This window comes from Microbacter sp. GSS18, assembly GCA_029319145.1.
Taxonomy (GTDB): domain Bacteria; phylum Actinomycetota; class Actinomycetes; order Actinomycetales; family Microbacteriaceae; genus Microbacterium.
This window is the reverse complement of sequence record CP119753.1, coordinates 2,242,282-2,260,073: the sequence shown is the minus strand read 5'-3', so window position 1 is coordinate 2,260,073 and position 17,792 is coordinate 2,242,282. Positions and strand designations below refer to the sequence as shown.

9 protein-coding genes are annotated in these 17,792 nt (G+C 71.4%); 4 read left to right on the top strand and 5 right to left on the bottom strand.

Going from position 1 to position 17,792, the window contains the following annotated elements; translation table 11 throughout:
* Window positions 1-366 precede the first annotated feature (366 nt).
* Window positions 367-1,266, top strand: coding sequence for a DUF2690 domain-containing protein (locus tag P0L94_10450; GenBank protein WES62879.1), 900 nt, complete (start codon window positions 367-369; stop codon window positions 1,264-1,266).
* 41 nt (window positions 1,267-1,307) lie between these two features.
* Here the strand turns inward: P0L94_10450 and P0L94_10445 are convergent, their stop codons facing one another.
* The 4 genes from P0L94_10445 to P0L94_10430 all read right to left on the bottom strand — a co-directional run bounded on the left by P0L94_10445 (window position 1,308) and on the right by P0L94_10430 (window position 6,533).
* Complete coding sequence (locus P0L94_10445; GenBank protein WES62878.1) at window positions 1,308-2,279, bottom strand: hypothetical protein; 972 nt, start codon at window positions 2,277-2,279, stop codon at window positions 1,308-1,310.
* Complete coding sequence (locus P0L94_10440; protein ID WES62877.1) at window positions 2,276-3,763, bottom strand: choice-of-anchor L domain-containing protein; 1,488 nt, start codon at window positions 3,761-3,763, stop codon at window positions 2,276-2,278. Before P0L94_10440 ends, P0L94_10445 begins: the two co-directional genes overlap by 4 nt.
* A 248-nt stretch (window positions 3,764-4,011) precedes the next feature.
* Window positions 4,012-4,965 (bottom strand): hypothetical protein, encoded by a 954-nt coding sequence (locus P0L94_10435; GenBank protein WES62876.1) that lies wholly within the window; start codon window positions 4,963-4,965, stop codon window positions 4,012-4,014.
* A complete protein-coding gene (locus P0L94_10430) occupies window positions 4,962-6,533 on the bottom strand; it encodes a hypothetical protein (GenBank protein ID WES62875.1) in 1,572 nt (523 codons plus the stop codon). Before P0L94_10430 ends, P0L94_10435 begins: the two co-directional genes overlap by 4 nt.
* A gap of 423 nt (window positions 6,534-6,956) precedes the next feature.
* Here P0L94_10430 and P0L94_10425 point away from each other — a divergent pair, with 423 nt between their 5' ends.
* From P0L94_10425 to P0L94_10415, 3 genes are all read left to right on the top strand, one after another.
* Window positions 6,957-10,736: a hypothetical protein gene (locus tag P0L94_10425; GenBank protein WES62874.1), complete on the top strand. Its 3,780-nt coding sequence runs from the start codon at window positions 6,957-6,959 to the stop codon at window positions 10,734-10,736.
* A complete protein-coding gene (locus P0L94_10420) occupies window positions 10,733-15,628 on the top strand; it encodes a hypothetical protein (protein WES62873.1) in 4,896 nt (1,631 codons plus the stop codon). Before P0L94_10425 ends, P0L94_10420 begins: the two co-directional genes overlap by 4 nt.
* Window positions 15,629-15,861: 233 nt before the next feature.
* Window positions 15,862-17,106 (top strand): hypothetical protein, encoded by a 1,245-nt coding sequence (locus tag P0L94_10415; GenBank protein ID WES62872.1) that lies wholly within the window; start codon window positions 15,862-15,864, stop codon window positions 17,104-17,106.
* Between the two features lie 69 nt (window positions 17,107-17,175).
* On the opposite strand, the gene P0L94_10410 is transcribed toward P0L94_10415, so the two are convergent.
* On the bottom strand, window positions 17,176-17,739 hold the full coding sequence (locus P0L94_10410; protein ID WES62871.1) for a hypothetical protein: 564 nt from the start codon (window positions 17,737-17,739) through the stop codon (window positions 17,176-17,178).
* Between the last annotated feature and the right edge of the window lie 53 nt (window positions 17,740-17,792).

Sequence of the window (17,792 nt, the reverse complement as noted above, 5' to 3'; positions counted from 1 at the left end):
CCCTCGAGCAGCGCCCCAGGAGCGACAGTAGTGACGGGCCCCGTGGCGGGAACGGGGAGGGGCCGCCGAGCCCCTCCCCGACAGTTCGGGATGCGTCGCTTGCGAACCTCCCCCAAGGTTCCGACTGCGATGCCCGCCCCGGCGCGCGATCCGATCCCCCGATCGGAGCGCGGCGCATGGCAATTCAACCGCGCCCGACGAACCCGTGCCTTCCCGCTGACCGCGATTCGGACGGATCCGGAAGAACCGGACACCCCGTCTCGTCGTGCTTATATAAGTGGTGGGCGGTGGGGACCGCCCTTTCACAGCACAGCAAACTGGGGAATGCGAATGACAGAGGCGCCGTCGACGAGCGACGACAGGAACATGTCCGCGACCGACACGAAGGAGCGGTTCGCGGCCGATCTGCGAAAGCTCCGGCTCGACGGGGGCAACCCCACGCTGAAGCGGCTGCAGGACGAGACAGGCATTTCGCGGTCGGTGCTGTCGGAGGCGTTCGCGGGCCGGGCGCTGCCGACCGCTCGCACGGTCGACGGCGTGGTGCGGGTGTGCGGAGGCGACACCACGGCCTGGCTCGATCGCCGCGACGTGCTCGCCGGGCTCGCCACTGCGCCGCCGATCCCCTCGGAGGCGACGGATGCCGCACCCGCAGCACCCGCCGCCCCGACAGCCCCCGAGCCCGCCGTTCCGGCGCCCATCGTGGGCATGCGCAAGCGCACCGCGATCTGGATCGCGGCGGCGGCGTTCCTGCTGGGCGCGACGACCAGCGGCACGGCGGCATCCGTGCTGACCGCGCAGGTCTATCAGTCGGAGCTCTCGGCGGCGCAGCAGACCGCCGCCCAGGACGACGCAGCAGCGACCGAGGGTACGCCCGCATCCGCCGACGACGCCCCGGCCCCTCAGATCGACGTCCCCACAGGCGAAGACCCCGCCTACACGCCATGCATAGACGACGCGAAGGTGGCGAAGGCCGCTCGCCGCATCGACAACGCGCTCATCGAGATCATCTGGTCGGACCAGTGCTACGCGGGCTGGGCGCGCCTCACGCGCTACGACGCGAAGTACGAGGGCAACACGGTCACGATCGCGATCTACCCCGAGACGGCGCCGAACGGCCTGGAGCGGCAGGAGGCCACAGAGCCCGATGTTCGGGGCGCCTACACGGGGCTCATCGTGCGCCCGACTCCCGACACGCTGCTGTGCGCCGAGGGAAGCTTCACGGTCGACGGCGAGTCCTTCGACCTGGGCGATCCGATTTGCATCTGACCGGTCCGCGCCGCGTGTGAGGGCGGATGCCGGACCGCGGGTCACTCGGGCGGCAGCGGCTCCCACGCCGTGCCGTCGGCGTTGAGGCGGTGGCCGTTGACGATGTCGCCCGGCAGCGCCTGCGTCGCCGGCTCCCACGCGCCCGCGGCTGTGAAGCGCCACCCGTTGGCGATGAGCCCGACCGGCGGAACGACGGATGCCGATGCCGCCAGAACCTCCGCCTCGGGCGCCCCCGCGCCAGCCGCCCCCGCGCCAGTCGCCGCCCCGGGCACCGCCGCCCCGGGCGCCGGCCCCGCGGCCCCAGGCGCTCGCGTCCCCGGTACGGCCGCCCCCGGCACTCCCGCCCCCGGCCCCCCGGCCTCCGGAGCCGCCTGCACCCCTGCCACACCCGCCGCCGCACTCACCGCACCCACGGCCGTTCCCGCTCCACCGGCCACCGCCTCGGGCAGCCGCAGCACCGCCGGCAGGTTCAGCTCCACCTCGCGGGCGGCGATCGGAGTTCCCTGGCATGACAGCGACGCCGTCAGGTGCGCGCGTCCGGCCTGCACGGCCGTCATCCGTCCGTCGCGCACGACGACCAGCGCGCCCTCGATCAGCGTGGCGAGGGATACGTCGAAGGCAACGCTCACGAGCGGCACCTCGTTGACCACGATGTCGACGGCGGGGGAGTAGCCGGACTGCAGGGTCTGGTCGGCGAGGGTCACGATCGCTTCGGAGCCGGGTGTCTCGGCGGTCGCGCGCAGGGCGTCCGCGAGTTCCTCGTTCTTCATGAGCGCTCCGCCGAGCATCCCGCCGAGGTCGACGTTCAGCATGTCGCCGAGCAGAGCGCCGATGCGCTTGCCGAGGATGTCGAGCCCGAGCGGTGTGAGCTTCGACAGCGCGTCGCCGAGTCCGCTGCTCTGGGCCACCGTTCCGACGGCCTGCGACAGCTCGGGCGGGATGTCTCGGCCCGGCATCAGCAGGTCTTTGACCGAGTTCGGGACGGCCGCCGGGCTCATCACCGGTGTGCTCATGATCGGTCCTCCAGGTGGATGCTGTGGTCGACGGTTCCCTGTCTCGCGACGAGGCGGAATGTCGGGGCCTTGGGCGTCGCCGGCGTCTTCGAGGCGGGCGTCGCCGCGGAGCTCCCGACGGTGTCCTGCCGCGGCGTGAGGCGCACGTGCTTGCGCAGCAGCCGTGTCTGCCGGGCGCGGGGCGTGTTCGCGGCGACCGTCGTGGCAACGGCGGCGGCGAGGACGACGGCGGCTCCGCCGGCGAGCACCGGCACCCACGGGAACGACGGCGCAGGCGGAGGCGGCGGCGGGATCACGATGACGGCGCGCGCGTTGACGTCCGCCGCTCCGGCGACGATGACGGTCCCGGACGCGGTCTCTCCGCTGATTCCGATGGTCGCCGACCCGGGCGCCGACGGGATCACGGCGAAGCTGAAGGTGAGCGTGTCGCCGGCGGCGATGGCTTCGGCATCCGCGAATTCCAGGCTCTGTCCCGACACCTGCGGCTCCCCGACGCCGGATGCCGACCCGGGCACGTACGCCATGCCCGCGGGCAGGTCGACGCGCAGCTGCGACACCTGCTCCTCGGCCTCGTTGGGGTTGTCGACGGTGGCGGTGACGGTCACCGGGTCGCCGACGCTGACATCCGGCTCGCCGATGGTGAGGGTGGCGGGCAGCGGGACGGTCGGCGCGACGGTCGTGATGCCGCGCGCGGCCAGCAGCACCCACGAGTCCCACTGGTCGTCGCTCCCGTCGGCGATGGCGAGCCGCATGGTGTTGGGCTCATTCGGCTGCACACCGACCTCGCATACGAGCACCACGGTGAGGCCGTCGGGCTGGATCTCGAGGGTGGCGTCGGTGTTGTCGCGGAACAGGTCGGGTCGCACCGGCGCACTGCCGTCGTCGGGGTTGCCGCCGTTGATCGTGTTGATCGACACGGGGTCGCCGGTGTCGGTGACGGCGCAGTTCTCGCCGTTGACGAAGAACGCGAACACGTCGTTGAAGGTGCCGTTCGCGTACTCGCTGTACTCCTCCGACGCGAAGACGTAGCTGATGTAGACCGTGTCGGCGACCGGGACGAAGTCGAACGCGAGCACCGTCGCGTCGAACGTGTCGTACCCGGCGAGGGCGCTGAGCTGCTCGTCGCCGGGTGTGTTCAGCTGCGTCGTCGTGTTCGTCCGGTCGTTGGCGCCCCCGAGGTCGCGCACGGCTCCGGTCGAGAGCACGACGCCGTCATCGAACCCGAAGACGGCCGGGTCGGTCTCGATGAACGTCCCCGCAGAGACGTCGCTGCCGGTGTACTCGACGTTCGACACGGTGACGCCGGGGCCGGCCAGCTTCTGGGCGAGCTCGATGGGTGTCACCGCACCGCTCAGGTCTTCGGTGCCGGTCACTGCCTGCGCCACCGGGGTCAGCAGTGCGGCCCCGGCGAACGCGGCCGCGGCGCCGACCGCGAAGGCGCGCGAGAAGCGGATGCCGGTGGAGCGCCTCGTTCGCTTCGTCATCGAGCCCCCAGACACGATCAGCACGCTGCTCGAGCACCGTCGCCGGGCGGCGGATCGGGTGAGCCGCGGTGCTCTCACGGCCATGATGCTCCTGCCCGCGCCGCGGCACCAGGTCCGTCGACGCAGCGAGCTCGGCAACGCCGGGCGACGCAACGAGCTCCGCAACGGGCGGCGACGGATGCCGGCCCGGCAACGCCCGGCGACGGATGCCGGCCCGGCAACGCACGGCGACGGAAGCCGCGGCGGACTCACCCCGGCGGCAGCGGCTCCCACGCGTTGCCCGCGGCGTTGAGCCGGTGCCCGTTGACGATGTCGCCCGGAAGGTAGTGCGTGACGCGCTCCCACTGACCGGATGCCGTGAACCGCCAGCCGTCCTGGATGAAGCCGACGGGCGGCGGGGTCGGTGGCGGCGGGATCGAGGGTGAGGGTGCGGGGGCGGCGCCGGCAGGCTGCGCGGGGGCGGCGCCGGCAGGCTGCGCCGGCGCGTGCGGCTGGGATGCCTGCGGGCGCGGGGCTTGCGCGGGCGCCGGTGCGCTCGGCTGCCCGGACGGCAGCGGTGCGGCCGCGCCGGCTGCTCGCGCGGCGCTCGCCGCAGCTCCGGTCACCACCGGTCCTGCGGCACCCCGCGTCGCGGAGGTGTCCGCCGACGGCATCCGCAGGATTCCCGCGAGGTCGTAGTCGACCTTCTTCTTGGCGACCTCGACCCCCTCGCACTTCAGCGTCCCGGTGATGGTTCCGCGGCCGGTGCGCACGGCGACGATCTCACCGCCCTTCACGACGATGAGTCCGCCCTCGATCTTCGTCTCGAGGCTCACCTCGAACGGGATGCTGGTGACCTTCTTCTCGTCGACGATCACGTCGACCGAGGGCTTGTAGCTCGACTCGAGCTTCTGATCCGCGAGCGTCACGACCTCTTCGGCCTTCGGGTCGTTCTGGGTCTTGGTGATCGCGGCGACGATCTTCTGGTTCTTCGTCAGCGCCGAGCCGATGATTCCGCCCAGGTCGGCGCCCAGCAGGTCGCCCACGACGTGCCCGATGCGGGCGCCGACGATGTCGAGCCCGATGGCGGTGAGGCGCGCGATCTGGTCGGCGACGCCGCCGTGCTCGGCGGCCTTCGCGGCCTGCTCCCGCAGCTTCGGGGGCGGTTCGTCCTCGGGCAGCAGGACGTCCTTCACCGTCGTGGACGCGGTGGCGGTGGTCATGGCTCCTCCTCGATCACGCGATGCTCCCATTCGCCGGGCTTGCCGGCGAGATGGAACGACGGCGGTGTCGGCGCGGGCACGTCGGGCGTCGATCTGTTGTGGATGGTGGTGGCCTGTCGCGGCATGAGCCGGACGTGCTCGCGCACGAGCTTCTTCTGCAGCCGGCGCGGGGCCCGGATCGCGGCGATCGTCGCGACGGCCACGATGATCAGCAGCACCGCCCCGCCCGCGCCCCAGGCGACCAGGCGCGGGTCGATCTCGCCTCCTCCGCCTCGGTCTGTGGGCTCGATCGGCGGTCGCGGCGCGTCCCGCACCGTGATCCCCCCGACGGCGGGGCGCACGGGCGCACCGCTGCTGGTGACGCCCGACAGCTCGATCGCGCCGCGCCCGGCGCTCGTGGCGTTCACGGCGAACACGAACTCGAAGGGAGTGTCGGGCGCCAGCGTCACGGTGCCGAAGTCCAGCCTCGATCCGGTGATCGTGGGCTCCCCGATCGGCGAGGCCGTTCCCTCGACGTAGGACACGCCGGGCGGCAGGGTGACGATGAGGGGGTCGATCTCCTGCCGGAACCCGTTGGGGTTCTCGATCACCGCGGTGACCTGCACGTCGTCGCCGACGGTGGCTGCATCGGTGCTCAGGAAGATCTGGGTGGGCAGCTCCTGCGCCTCGGTTCGGGCGAGGGCCGTCCGCAGCGACAGCACCGTCGGGTCGGGACTGGCGAGGAACGTCCAGCTCAGGGCGATGGCGTTGGTGGTCACGGCGTCGGCGCTGAGGACGGAGTCGGGCAGCGGGCGCCGCGTCGAGATGGCGCCCCAGACGCGGTCCGCCGAGCCGTACAGGTAATTGCTGCCGGGCGTGAGGGGGACGAACTGAAGCACGCGGCCGCCCGCTTCGATCGTTCCCGCGTCATTCGCGGCGAGGCAGCTGACGGCGCCCGTGTCCGGACTGTACGAGCCCAGGCCTTCGAGCGAGCCCCCTACCTGGCAGTTCCCGGCGTGGTAGATGGTGGTCTCGACTCCGAACTCCTCGTCTTCGAGGCCGGTGACGATGATGTCGGTGGTGTACGACTCCTCACCCACGACGTAGCTGTCGATCTGCGTGACGCGGATGAAGCCGACGTCCGTCTGACTCGTGATGGCGTAGGGGTCGTCGGGGGTGCCGCTGCCGCTGAAGCCCTGATCGCCCTGCGGATCCCACGGGGTGTAGTTCTGCCCGAGAGAACCTTCGAGGATGCCCCTCGGCCCGTAGACGCGCTCGCCCCGGGCCGCGAGGGTGCCGCATCCGGCCCTCTCGGAGAGCACGGGCAGGGCGTCATCGATGTGCTGCACCGTGCAGGCGAGGTCGGGCGTGATGTCGATCAGCGTGAGCGGCCCGCTCGACTCGATCACCCGCGCCGGAAGCGCCCCGCCGGCACTCGTCGCCGGCTGCGCGCCGATCGCCCGGCTCGGTGCGGCATCCGCAGTGCCTCCGCCCGGTTCGGCGCCGATCGCGGGCGCGGACGCCGCGCACAGGCCGAGCGCGACCAGGGCCGCGGCCGTCGCGGCGATCCCTCTCGTCCTGCCTCGCATCGAATCACCTGGAATTCACATGCGCAGTCCCCGTGGCCCACGCTACTCACGAGGACGAGGTCGCGTAAGGCCCCCTCGGATACCGTGCGTTCAGGGTTCGTCGAGCGCGCCGCTGCGCTCGTGCCGGTCTGCCTGCTCGGGTATGGCCGTGCTGCTGGGCGATCACGTGCCTGTAGCGGGGCGCCCCCGCCGCCCTCTTGTCGGTCCCCGAGGACGGGTCTAGCCTGTGGCCAGGACGATCGGCCGGCGGGGACGCGATGGGGATCGGACGGTCCGACGAGGTATGACGCACGCATCGACGCGGGCCGCCCGCGCGGGTGCGCGAACCGCGTGACGGGCAGTGCGGTGGCGCGGTTCCCTGAACCAATGAAGGGCCGATCCACTCTTGGGAGCGCCTCGGCCGCGCAATACCGAGGAGGGGCCATGCCCCCGGACGATGCGCAGACGCCGATCATCCTCGACGTCGTGCGCCCGGCAGACCTGTTGCAGTTCCGTGTCGAGTTCCGCGGGTGCGAACGGCGGCGCGGCGTGCCGACCGAGCCCGTGTGGGCGATGGCGGTCACCGACCATTCGCGCATGATCGTGCACTTCTCGTTCCAGCACGCGCACGAGGAAGCCGTCTACGACGGACCGCCGAAAACGGTCATCCCCGACCCGGACGACCCGACGAAGACGCTCAAGCCGTCCGCGACGACCGCGTCCCACGACCTTCCTGTCGGCTTCGCACCGGCGCGCGCGAGCCGTCTCGTGTTCGAGATCCCCGAGAACGACGGCGCCCAGCTGAGCACCGAGGGCATCCTCGCGGCGATCCAGAAGTTCCCGCTCGCGCTCGCCGATCGTGCACGACCCGACGCCCCCGAGCCCGAGGACGATCCGGCCGACCTCGGCATCGCGTTCCTGCTGAGCGTCGACCTCAAGGTGCTGATCCACGCGAACCGCATCGTCCTGGCCGAGCCCGACGCGGCCGAGAAGCGGATCGTCATCGCGCGGGACGCCGCGTCCCCCGCGATCCGCAATCAGATCCTCGCCGCGGTCCGGCGCGAGGCCGCACGCAAGCCCATCGTGGCGCGGGAGCGCGACGAGCGCCTGCTCGAGCACCTGAGAGGCTTCGGCCTGTCTGGCAGCCGCATCCGCCCGCCGGACCTGCGCCGGCTGAACGACTTCAGTGCTCCGCCCGCCGACGACGAGACAGCGATCGAGGCGCCGTACCGGCTGATCATCTCGCCGAACGCCCACGCCGGCTGGGCGCATGCGGCCGGCCCTGTCCGCAGCGCCGCCGACTCCGAGCACGTCGAGCTGTGGCACACGCGGCTGTCGTACCGGCGCCGGGACGGGTCGCTCGACGAGCATCCGGGCTATATGCGCGTGGTGCGGGCGCTGTGGGCGCGCGATCGCGACGGGCTCGGCAATGCGTGGAAGGCATCGGACGCCGACCGGCCGCCGGGACCGCTGAGCACGCCGTCGTCGACGAACGAGCGGCCGTTCAAGGGGTCGCTCACCCGTGCCGACCGCCACCAGATCGTGCGGCAGACCGCCGAGACGTGGTCGGTCGGCGGCGACAGGATCGAACCGCGGCCGGTGCGCGCGGACCGGCTCCACCTCTCGGCGCTCGGCGCGTGGCTGGACTTCCACGGCACGTGGGAGACCTTGGGATACTCGGGCCTGTCGCACCCGCATCTGCCCGCGAATCAGCGCCTGCAGTCGATCCTGAAGTGGGACCACATCGCGCCGCAGGGGCGCGACCAGTTCGTCCGCGTGATGTACCCGGGGTATCTGTATCCACTCGGGCACCGCGCCACGCTCGTGAAGATCACCGAGCGCAAGATCCGCGGCACCGGCACCAACGCGTTCACGAAGCCGGCGGCGGCGCTGTACCAGCGCATGTTCATCGTCCTCGGCGACGTGCGCCGAGACTACGGCCTGTCGGATCTGCCGTTCACGTCGGTCGCCCTCGCGCCGATCGTGACACCGACCCTCGACGACCCGCAGAACGGGCCCGCGGACGAATCGATCGACACGTGGTTCTGGCCGCGGCTGGGCGGTGTGCCGTTCGTGTTCTCGTGGGACACCACGGACCGCATCCACGCGCACGGCAAGACGCGCGCCCCGCTGATGTGGGTGCGTGAGTCGTTCGGGCAGTTCACGTCTCTCGACGGCATCTACGACAAGGCCAGCGAGCGGATCCTGCCCTTCGACGGGCAGGACGTCGACTTCGCCCCGCCCACCGCCGGCGGCGACGCGAAGCTGCAGACCCAAGCCATCCTGCTGCGCGGCGAGGCGACGGCGGGAACCTCGACCCCACGCATGAGCTCGGCGCGCGTCGTGCTGCCGGCCGCGCAGCGCCTCACCGGGCTCGGCGCCGTGCCGATCACGTACGAGGCCCACTTCCGCGACGGCACGCAGGATCCGGCCGTCGGGGTGTGGGGCGCGATCGTGACCAACGACATCGTGAACGACGGCGCCTCCTATGGCAAGCATGTGCTGCATGCCTTCGGCCAGCCCGGTCCCGCAGACGACGACGCCCTGGCCGACACGCCGGTCCTGGCCTTCGGCAAGACGCCGCCGGTCCCGGGCCTCCCGGCCCAGCCCGAACTGAACGGCGAGGTCGGCAGCGATCGGGGCGGCGGATTCTTGCAGCCGAACCTCCCGCTGCGGGCGCTCAGCACCGAGCAGGGTCCGGTCGGCGACCTCGCGCAGGCGACGGCGGCCGTGTTCGATCCCGCCAAGGCCCTCAAGGGCGCGCTCCCGCGTCTGTTCGGTCTCGTGAGCATCGCCGACCTCATCCCCGACTCGGCGTTCGAGAACGCCCCGAGCGTCATCACGAAATCCCTCGACGCACTCCAGCAGCTCGTCACCGACATCGCCGAGATGCGCGACCGCGTGCAGAAGCTGGCGGATGCTGCGAACGGGGCGGGACCGGCGCAGGACGCCAAGGTGCTGCTCGACCAGCTCGACGCCGAGCTCACGCAGCTGACGAGCGACTTCGACCCGGTGCACCTCGTGACGATGCTCGGACAGCTGCGCGCCGCGGCCGACAAGCTCCGCCAGGCTCTGCCGGCGGCGACCCCGTTCGTGCGCAGCAGGCTCGAGACCCTCATCGCGGCGATCGACACCGCGCTCGCCGCGGAGCCCATGCTCGACGTGCTGAAGGCGCTGCGCGACGCGATCCCGGTCGCAGGCAAGGACATGACGTTCCGGTACGACTGGGAGCCGGAGCTCGCGGCGTGGCCGCAGGGCGGTCCGATCATCACGTTCGCCGATGACCATCCGCATTTCACCATCGCCATCGAGGGCAGGATCCCGGCCGGGGGCGGCACGCCGCGGTTCGAGGTCCTCGCCGAGCTCCTCGGCTTCACGCTCGACCTGCTGCCGGGCGCGCGCCTGCTGAAGGTGCCGTTCGAGCACATGTCGTTCCGGGCGAGCGCGACCGGCAAGACCGAGGTCGACGTCGTGCTGGGCGACCTGGAGTTCCAGGGTGCCCTGTCGTTCATCAACGACATCAAGGACCTCATCCCGCTGGACGGCTTCAGCGATCCGCCGTTCATGGAGGTGTCTACCGAGGGGGTCAAGGCCGGGTTCTCGCTGGCGCTGCCGAACCTCGCGATCGGCGTGTTCTCGCTGTCGAACATCTCGCTCGGTGCCGACGTGCACGTGCCGTTCCTCGGCGAGATCGTCACCGTCGGGTTCAACTTCTGCACGCGTGAGAAGCCGTTCGTGCTGTCGGTGTGCTTCCTGGGTGGCGGCGGGTTCTTCGCGCTGCGCCTGTCGCCCGAGCGCGTCGAGATCCTCGAGCTCTCGCTCGAGGCGGGGGCCTACTTGTCCGTCGACTTCGGCGTCGCGTCGGGCTCGATCTCGGCGGCCATCGGCGTGTACATGCGGATGCAGGACGACAACGGCCTCATCTCGGGCTTCGTGCGCCTGCGCGGCGAGGTCGACGTGCTGGGGCTCATCTCGGCGTCGATCGAGATGCTGATGGCGCTGGACTACTACCCGCAGACCGGCAAGGTCATCGGCCGCGCGAGCATCACGGTCAAGGTCGAGGTGCTGTTCTTCTCGGCCACGGTCCGCATCGAGGCCGAGCGGCAGTTCGCGGGCTCCAACGGCGACCCGACGTTCCGGGATGTCTATCTCGAACCCGGCGGCACGCATCTCGCCTGGGATCGATATCTGGACGCATTCGCACCAGAGGAGGTGCCGGCATGAGCACCGAACGGTTCGTCGTCGTCGCGCTGCCGCATTCGTCGGCGGCGGGGGCGGAGTGGCACGTCACCGCGTTCATCACGCCCAAGATCGACACCGCAGACCCGCAGGCGGTGCTGTCGCAGTTCCCGCTGTTCCTGGACTGGGCGCACCGCATCGACGAGCAGGGCGAGTTCACCATCTGGGACCAGGACGGACCGATGGACACCGTGCGCATCGACTCGGGCGTCGACGCCGGGGTGTGGAGCGCCGCGTTCCCGCCCCACACCCCGGTGCGGGCGAACACCGTGCCGGACTGGAGCAACCGCAACAAGGTCACCTACAACGCCGGCATGACGGCGATGGTCGCGAAGGCCCTGCACCTGCAGACCGCGTTCCTGTCACCCGACAGCCCGCCCGCGCCCAGCGAGCACCTGCTCGGACCGGCGTTCCGCCGGCTGGGCGAGAGCGGCGCGCTCGCCGTCCCGGGACGCGTGCGCGAGAGCACCGGCGGGGTGGACGCCCCGATGTCGATCCGGGAGTTCTCCGAGGGGCGGCTGCGCGAGCTGCTCGACGACCCGGGCGCCGGCGTCGAGCGGCTGCGCGGGTTCATGACCACGCCCGGCACCACGCCGGATGCCGGGGCGGCGGTGCCGTGGGCGGTCGCGGCGCTGACGACGATGCACACCGCCGCGCGGTTCTTCGAGCCCGCGTCGCCCCCCGACACCCGCGGCGAGCCGCCGGACAAGCGCACCACGCCGCCGCCGCGGCTCGCCGAGGTCGCGGGCGAGTTCCACAAGCGCGTCGCGGCCGCCGGCGACCACCCCGGCCTGCTGCGCGCGCTGCGTCTGTCGGTGCGGCTGAAGGGCGACCCCGCCCGGTTGGCGCGGGCGCGGACGCTCGCCGTCGAGCTGTCGATCGGCGGCGACCTGACGCTCGGCAGCTTCCCGCGCTCGATGGTCGCCCACCCGGGCCGCGGCACGATGGTCGTCGCGACGCGGCAGGGCGACGACACGAGCGTCGACGGGGCCGTCACCCTCGGCGAGTCGCCGTACCTGGTGATGGACGTCGACCCCGACGGCTCGGCACTGAAGGACTACAACTACCTGCTCGGCTTCGTGCGTACGATCGCGTCCGAGCAGAACGGCGACGACGTCACCGCGGCGACGCCGGCAATGCGCGCGCCGGGGCTCATCGTGACACGGGCGGGGCGATCGGATGCCGCCCACGCGGCCCTCACCGGGCAGAAGGCGCTCGAGGGGCAGCTGACCTCGCCGGTGCGGGCGAACGATTCCGCCGTGGCGCCGCTGTTCGCCGACCAGGTGACCAAGGGCCTGCGGATCGAGGTGTGGGACGACGCGGTCAAGAAGTGGGCGAGTCTGCACTCCCGCATCAGCACCGTCAAGGTCGACGGCTTCCCCACTGCCGTCGCTGACGAGGTCCCGAACGAGGGCTACCTGCAGGGGACGGCGGCGTCGGAGCGGCCGCCGCGCGGCCCGGACGGCGAGCCCGAGGCGCAGCCGGCGCCCGATGCCGACATCCACATCCACGAGACGGTGTTCGGGTGGGAGGGATGGTCGCTGTCGGCCCCGCGCCCAGGCAAGACGATCGTCGACGCGTCCGTGCCCGACCCGAACACACCCACCGGGTTCCGGCAGACCGAGACCGCGGTCGACGACCCGGCCGCGCTCGACCCCCGCACACCCCCGCATCCCTTCCGGGTCACCCACCGTGCGGCCGCCGGCACGCTCCCGCGGCTCCGCTACGGCCGCGCCTACAGCTTCCGCGCGTGGGCGGTCGACCTCGCCGGCGAGGTGCGCACCCACACGCTCAATCCGCAGCCGCTGCCGCCCGTCGCGATCGAAGCGGCGGTGAACCGGCCGGCGGTCACGCGTCCGCTGGCGCGGCGGCGCGCAGTGAACTCGCTGCTCGCGGCCGAGGGCGTCGCCGATCTGCAGCGGGCCGTGCGCCTGGCTGCGCGCTCACGGCTGCGCGTCTCGCGACGCGCGGGCAGCGGTGCCGTGCCGGTCGAGGATCTGCCCGACGACATCCGGGAGGCGGTCGTCGCCGCGATCGGAGCGGGGGCGCTGACGGTCCGCTCGGGCGTCGGAGTGCTGCGCCGGCCGCGGCTGTCCGAGGCGGCGTGGGAGGCGCTGTCCCAATCGACGGCGCCGATGGACCTCACCGGGGTCCGGGTCGACGTCCGCGACCAGATCGATCTGCTCGCCTCGCACGCCGTGGCGGTGGGGGCGGCATCCGTCGGCGCCGCAGTCCGGCCGGGCGCGCTCGCGCAGGCCCTGCGCACGGTCACGTCGCCGTTCCCGTTCCTGCGCTGGCATCCGGTGCCGCCGCCCGCGATCGTGGCCTACGCCCGCTTCACCGAGGGCGAGTCGCTGCGCACGATCGTGGTGCGCTCGGGGGTCGGCGTCGATCAGGTCACGGGCGAGCCGGTCGTGCTCGAGGGCGAGGCCTTCTTCGTCGACGTCGAGTCGCGGCATCCGGGGTTCGTCGCCGCCCACGGCCTGCGCGACGCGGGTCGGCGTCACGTCGCGCCGCCGCGCATCGCGCAGGGCGACGTCGAGTTGCACGGACTGTTCGACAAGGCCCTCACCGCGCCCGGGGTCGACCGCGACACCGCGCGTGAGCAGGTGCTCGCGTGGTCGCTGCGCGAGGACGGCAGCTTCTTCAGCAAGACCGTCGTCGACCTGAGCGCTCCGCTGTCGGCGGGACTCGACCAGCTCGACATCGCGCTCGTCGCCGATCCCGGTGCGGATCCCGCGACGCTGCGCACACTCGACGAGGTGCAGCCCGGGCCCCCTCCCGCGCAGGGCAACGCCCCCGGCCCCGGGCAGTACGTCGTCCACACGAACGAGAAGCTGCGGCTGCCCTACCTGCCCGACCCTGTCGCGGCGGGGCTGTCACTGACCTTCGTCGACGCGGGCTTCACCATTCCGATCCCGTTCCCGCACCGCAGCGAGGGGCTGACGGTGCAGTACCCGGGGGACTGGCCCGAGAAGCAGCCGCTGTTCGTCCGGCTGGAGTCGGGACCGGCGTCGGCCGACCTGGTGGATCACACCCTGACGATCACGCTCCCGCCGGGGGAGCGGGTCAAGGTCGTCTTCTCGAGTTCGCTCGATCCCGCGTACCTCGATCACCTCGCCATGTGGTCGATGGTGTCGACCTCGGCGCTGGCGACCCTCGACTTGAAGGACGAGGTCGTCGACGGCCGGCTCTGGTCGCTGACCCCGGGGGAGGGGGTGGTGTTCGTCAACGCGACGCCGCGCCCGGTCGAGCGCCCGGTGCTCATCGACGACCCGTTCGTCGATCGATTCCTCGGCAGCAGCCTGGCGACGCTGCACGCGACGTTCACTGCGCACGGAGCGTCGACCGAGCACCTCACGATCGAGGCTGCGTGGGTCGACGATGTCGACGACCTCGCCGACCCCACGGGCCCGGGTCTCGCGCCGGGGCGGGCCGTCGTCCTCACCGAGCCGCTGGTGTCGTGGGAGAAGATCGTACCGTTCGGGATCGAGCCGCACGACTTCGAGGTCGCCGAGCTCGGCCGCATCCGCTCCCACAGCGGCGAGCACGCGATGCCCGACACCAAGCACCGGCTCGTGACATACAGGTTGCGGGCGCAGACGCGCTACGCGGAGTACTTCGCGCCCGAGCTATTCCAGGTGCCGATGATCCCGTCGGCCGTGCCGGGCGATCCGGCGACGCCGGCGACGCTGCCCGACACCGGCATCGCGCCCGACGGCTCGGATGCCGCGATCGACGACGGCCAGAGCCTCGTCGGGCGGCCGTTCACGGTGCACGTTCCCAACACGAGCGTCCCGGCGCTGCCGCTGGTGGTCTCGACGCTGCCGCTGCTGCGCTGGTTCCGCGAGGGCGAGCCCGATCAGCCGGCCGCTCGCCGCCACATCCGCCGCGGCGGCATCCGCATCTATCTCGAGCGGCCGTGGTTCGACACGGGGTCGGGCGAGCTGCTGGCGGTGCTCCTCAACCCCGCCGGCGAGACCGCCGCGCAGGATGCGCCCGAGTGGCACTCGCAGTGGGGCGCCGATCCGATCTGGGACGGCACACCGGTCGCCCGGCGCTCGATCTCGGTGGCGCAGCTCGACCATTCGCTGCGGTGGCAGGGCGACGACGACCGTCCCGCACGTCCGGGCCGGCCGATCGGTGATCCGATGCCGCTGAACCTTCCGGCGCCGCCGAAGCCGTCGGCGACGCTCGGCCCCAACCCCGCGTCCCCGGTGCGGCGGGTGCTCGCGGCCGGCTATCGGCCGCAGTTCAACGCCGACCGCGGCCTCTGGTACGTCGACGTCGCGTTCGACGCGGATGCGATCTTCTGGCCGTTCGTCAGGCTCGCCGTCGCCCGCTTCCAGCCGCACTCGGTGACCGGAGCCCACCTCTCTCAGCCGGTGCAGCTGGACTTCGCCCAGCTGGTGCCGAACCGCACGTGCTCGGTGTCGCGGACCGACGAGCGCACGATTCGGGTGGCCGTGGGCGGCGATGTGCTGCTGCGCGGGCTCGCGGGCCGCCGCGCGGAGGACGGTGGCCCCGACCGCACCGACGCGGAGAGGTTCGCCGCCGATCGCCGGCTGATCGTGAAGCTGCAGTTCCGCGCCGACCCCGACGACGGCGACCTCGCGTGGGAGACGAAGGTCGAGCGCGAGCTGCCGCTGCGCGACCTCGACCTCACCCACGGGCGGTTCGTGTGCGAAGGCGAGCTGTCGGCCGACGGCGACATCGCCCTGCGCACCCCCCAGGACGAGGACGACAAGGCGTCGTGGCGGGTGCTCGTGGAGGAGTGGGAGAGCTTCCCCGCCGACCCGGCCTCCGGCCGCCCCGATTCTCCCCGCCGCCTCACGATCGAGCAGAGGATCGTCTTCGCCGACGAGTTCTTCCTGTGAGCATTGGGGAACTCGGCTGGGCGGGTGACGCTGAGCCCCTTACCTGTGCACGTGGCTGTGATGGGGGTGTGGCCTGCAATCATCTCTGCTGGCGCCTGAGGACTGGCGTCTCAGTGACGCGAGTGCCACTAGCGCTGTGTTCGCGGTGGGTCTATATCTAGTTCTCGGGGGACGATGTCGGGCACGGGGGTGCCCGACATCGATGTTGATGTGCATGACAGGGGGTCAATGCCATGAGCACGTTGGATGAACTGGCAATGCAGAAGGCGCGCGCCGATGCCGAGGCCGCCGAGGCAGCGAAGGAAGCCGCGATTGCGCAGAGGCTCGAAGCGCAGGTGACGCTCCAGCAGGCTCGGAGCACCTACGCAGAGTGGCGGGAAAGTGCGGCTGCGAGGAAACGCACGGCCGATCTCACGGCGCAGGGAACGCAGCTGGACAATGTGTCCAAGTTGCAGACCGCGGTCAAGGCGGCGACGCCCGACCTAAGCAACGTCGCGAGAGGAGAACTCGCGACGCCGGACGATCGCGTGGTGTTCGCGGAGGCCTTGAAGACCGCCGCACTCGAGAACGCTGCCGACAAGGTTCGAGTGGCCGTCGGGCGCGTACAGAAGCACCGACTGGTGATCACCGCCGACTCGTCGCTGCTCCAACGTGACGCTCTGCGTGTCGGAGTTCAGACTCAACTGGAGAGCTTGACGTCCATCTTGGCGGCATTCCCCAGCCCCGCGCCGCGCGCTCCCATGGAGCCGAGCGCGTTGGGCGTGGCCGGCGGTGTGGTGACCGCGGCGCTTACCGCGACCGCACAGGTCGTGCCCGGATTGCTGAGTCTATTCGCCGCACATCGCAAGCTGACGTCTCAGGACCTGACGGTCGAGAACGAAGAGGCGCTGTTCGCGGTTGCCGGGTCCCTTGTCGCTGCTGAACCTGAGGCCCGAATCGTGGTCGACTCATTCCGCTTCCTCGGTGATGCCGCCGGGGGGCTTGAGTCTCCGGTTCTCAAGGCACGAAACACCATGCAGTCGGCGTTGATCGACCTGCAGACGAAGGTCGCGGCCGAGATGGCCAAGTCGGAGGGGGACCAGGACAAGGGCTGGATAGCTGCGGCGAATTCCCTCGCAGACAGCGCTCGCGACGTGCTGGCTGCGTTGGATTCGATCCCGGCAGGGTCGTCAATGAGCCCGCTGGCTGCTGCCATGGCGGTGGAGCGCCTGAAACTCAGCGACGACAACGGAATCGTCTTCGTCCAGGTCGCCGGTGCGTCCGCGTCAGTGCTCACGAGTGACCGCGCGTCATTCCTCAAGGACCGGGTCCATGGGGTTGCGACGGTCTCTCTGACGTATGCGCTCATTGACCGAGAGGACTCTCACGTGAAGGCCGCGGGCGTGGCGGCGGGGCACAGTCAGATTGTTGGACGACTCGGCTCCACCATCGACATCACGCGGGCGGTCCAATCTCCGCTGCCGCTGCCTCGTTCCTAGGCCTCACAGCGACAGAAATCCCCCGGCAGCTTCGACCGCCGGGGGATTCCTCTATGTCGTGATGTCGCCTTACGCGTCGACCTTCGCGCGATTGCGGCGGATGGAGGCCGCGACGGCGATCGCGCCGCCGGCGAGGATCAGGGCGCCGCCGCCGACCCACAGGCCGAGCAGCTCGCCGCTCTCCATACCGGTGACGGGAAGCGTGCCGCCGTCCGAGCCCGAGCCCGAGCCGGTGGCGCTGACGGTGACCGAGGCGCTGCCGCCGGCCGACGTCGACGAGGACGCGGTGATGTTGTAGACGCCGGATGCGTCGGACGGGAAGGTGAGGCCCGTCGACAGCGAGCCGGTCGACGACGAGGTCGAGGTGCCGCTCGAGGTCGTGGCGAACTTCATGAAGCCGACGCTGACCGAGGTGGCGCCCTCGACGGTGATGGTGACCTGCTCGCTGGGCGAGAAGGTGCCGTCCGAGCACTCGAAGACGACGCGCGAGTTCGGCGACGCGACGGTCGGGGCGACCGTGCAGGCGTTCGACGGCGGGTAGATGGTCGAGGCCTGGGCAGCCGAGCCGAGTCCCAGAGTCGAGGCTGCGACGAGTGCTCCGATGGCGACGGCGTTGCGAATCTTGTTCTTCATGGTCCCCAATGTGTCTTCTCGTGCTGGCTCGAAGGCTCCCGTGGAACGGGGTG

What these genes read in the sequence shown, in the direction of transcription:
- P0L94_10450 (WES62879.1), top strand. Translation starts at nt 367, where the DNA reads ATGTCCGCGACCGACACGAAGGAGCGGTTCGCGGCCGATCTGCGAAAG.
- P0L94_10445 (WES62878.1), bottom strand. Translation starts at nt 2,279, where the DNA reads ATGAGCACACCGGTGATGAGCCCGGCGGCCGTCCCGAACTCGGTCAAA.
- P0L94_10440 (WES62877.1), bottom strand. Translation starts at nt 3,763, where the DNA reads ATGACGAAGCGAACGAGGCGCTCCACCGGCATCCGCTTCTCGCGCGCC.
- P0L94_10435 (WES62876.1), bottom strand. Translation starts at nt 4,965, where the DNA reads ATGACCACCGCCACCGCGTCCACGACGGTGAAGGACGTCCTGCTGCCC.
- P0L94_10430 (WES62875.1), bottom strand. Translation starts at nt 6,533, where the DNA reads ATGCGAGGCAGGACGAGAGGGATCGCCGCGACGGCCGCGGCCCTGGTC.
- P0L94_10425 (WES62874.1), top strand. Translation starts at nt 6,957, where the DNA reads ATGCCCCCGGACGATGCGCAGACGCCGATCATCCTCGACGTCGTGCGC.
- P0L94_10420 (WES62873.1), top strand. Translation starts at nt 10,733, where the DNA reads ATGAGCACCGAACGGTTCGTCGTCGTCGCGCTGCCGCATTCGTCGGCG.
- P0L94_10415 (WES62872.1), top strand. Translation starts at nt 15,862, where the DNA reads ATGAGCACGTTGGATGAACTGGCAATGCAGAAGGCGCGCGCCGATGCC.
- P0L94_10410 (WES62871.1), bottom strand. Translation starts at nt 17,739, where the DNA reads ATGAAGAACAAGATTCGCAACGCCGTCGCCATCGGAGCACTCGTCGCA.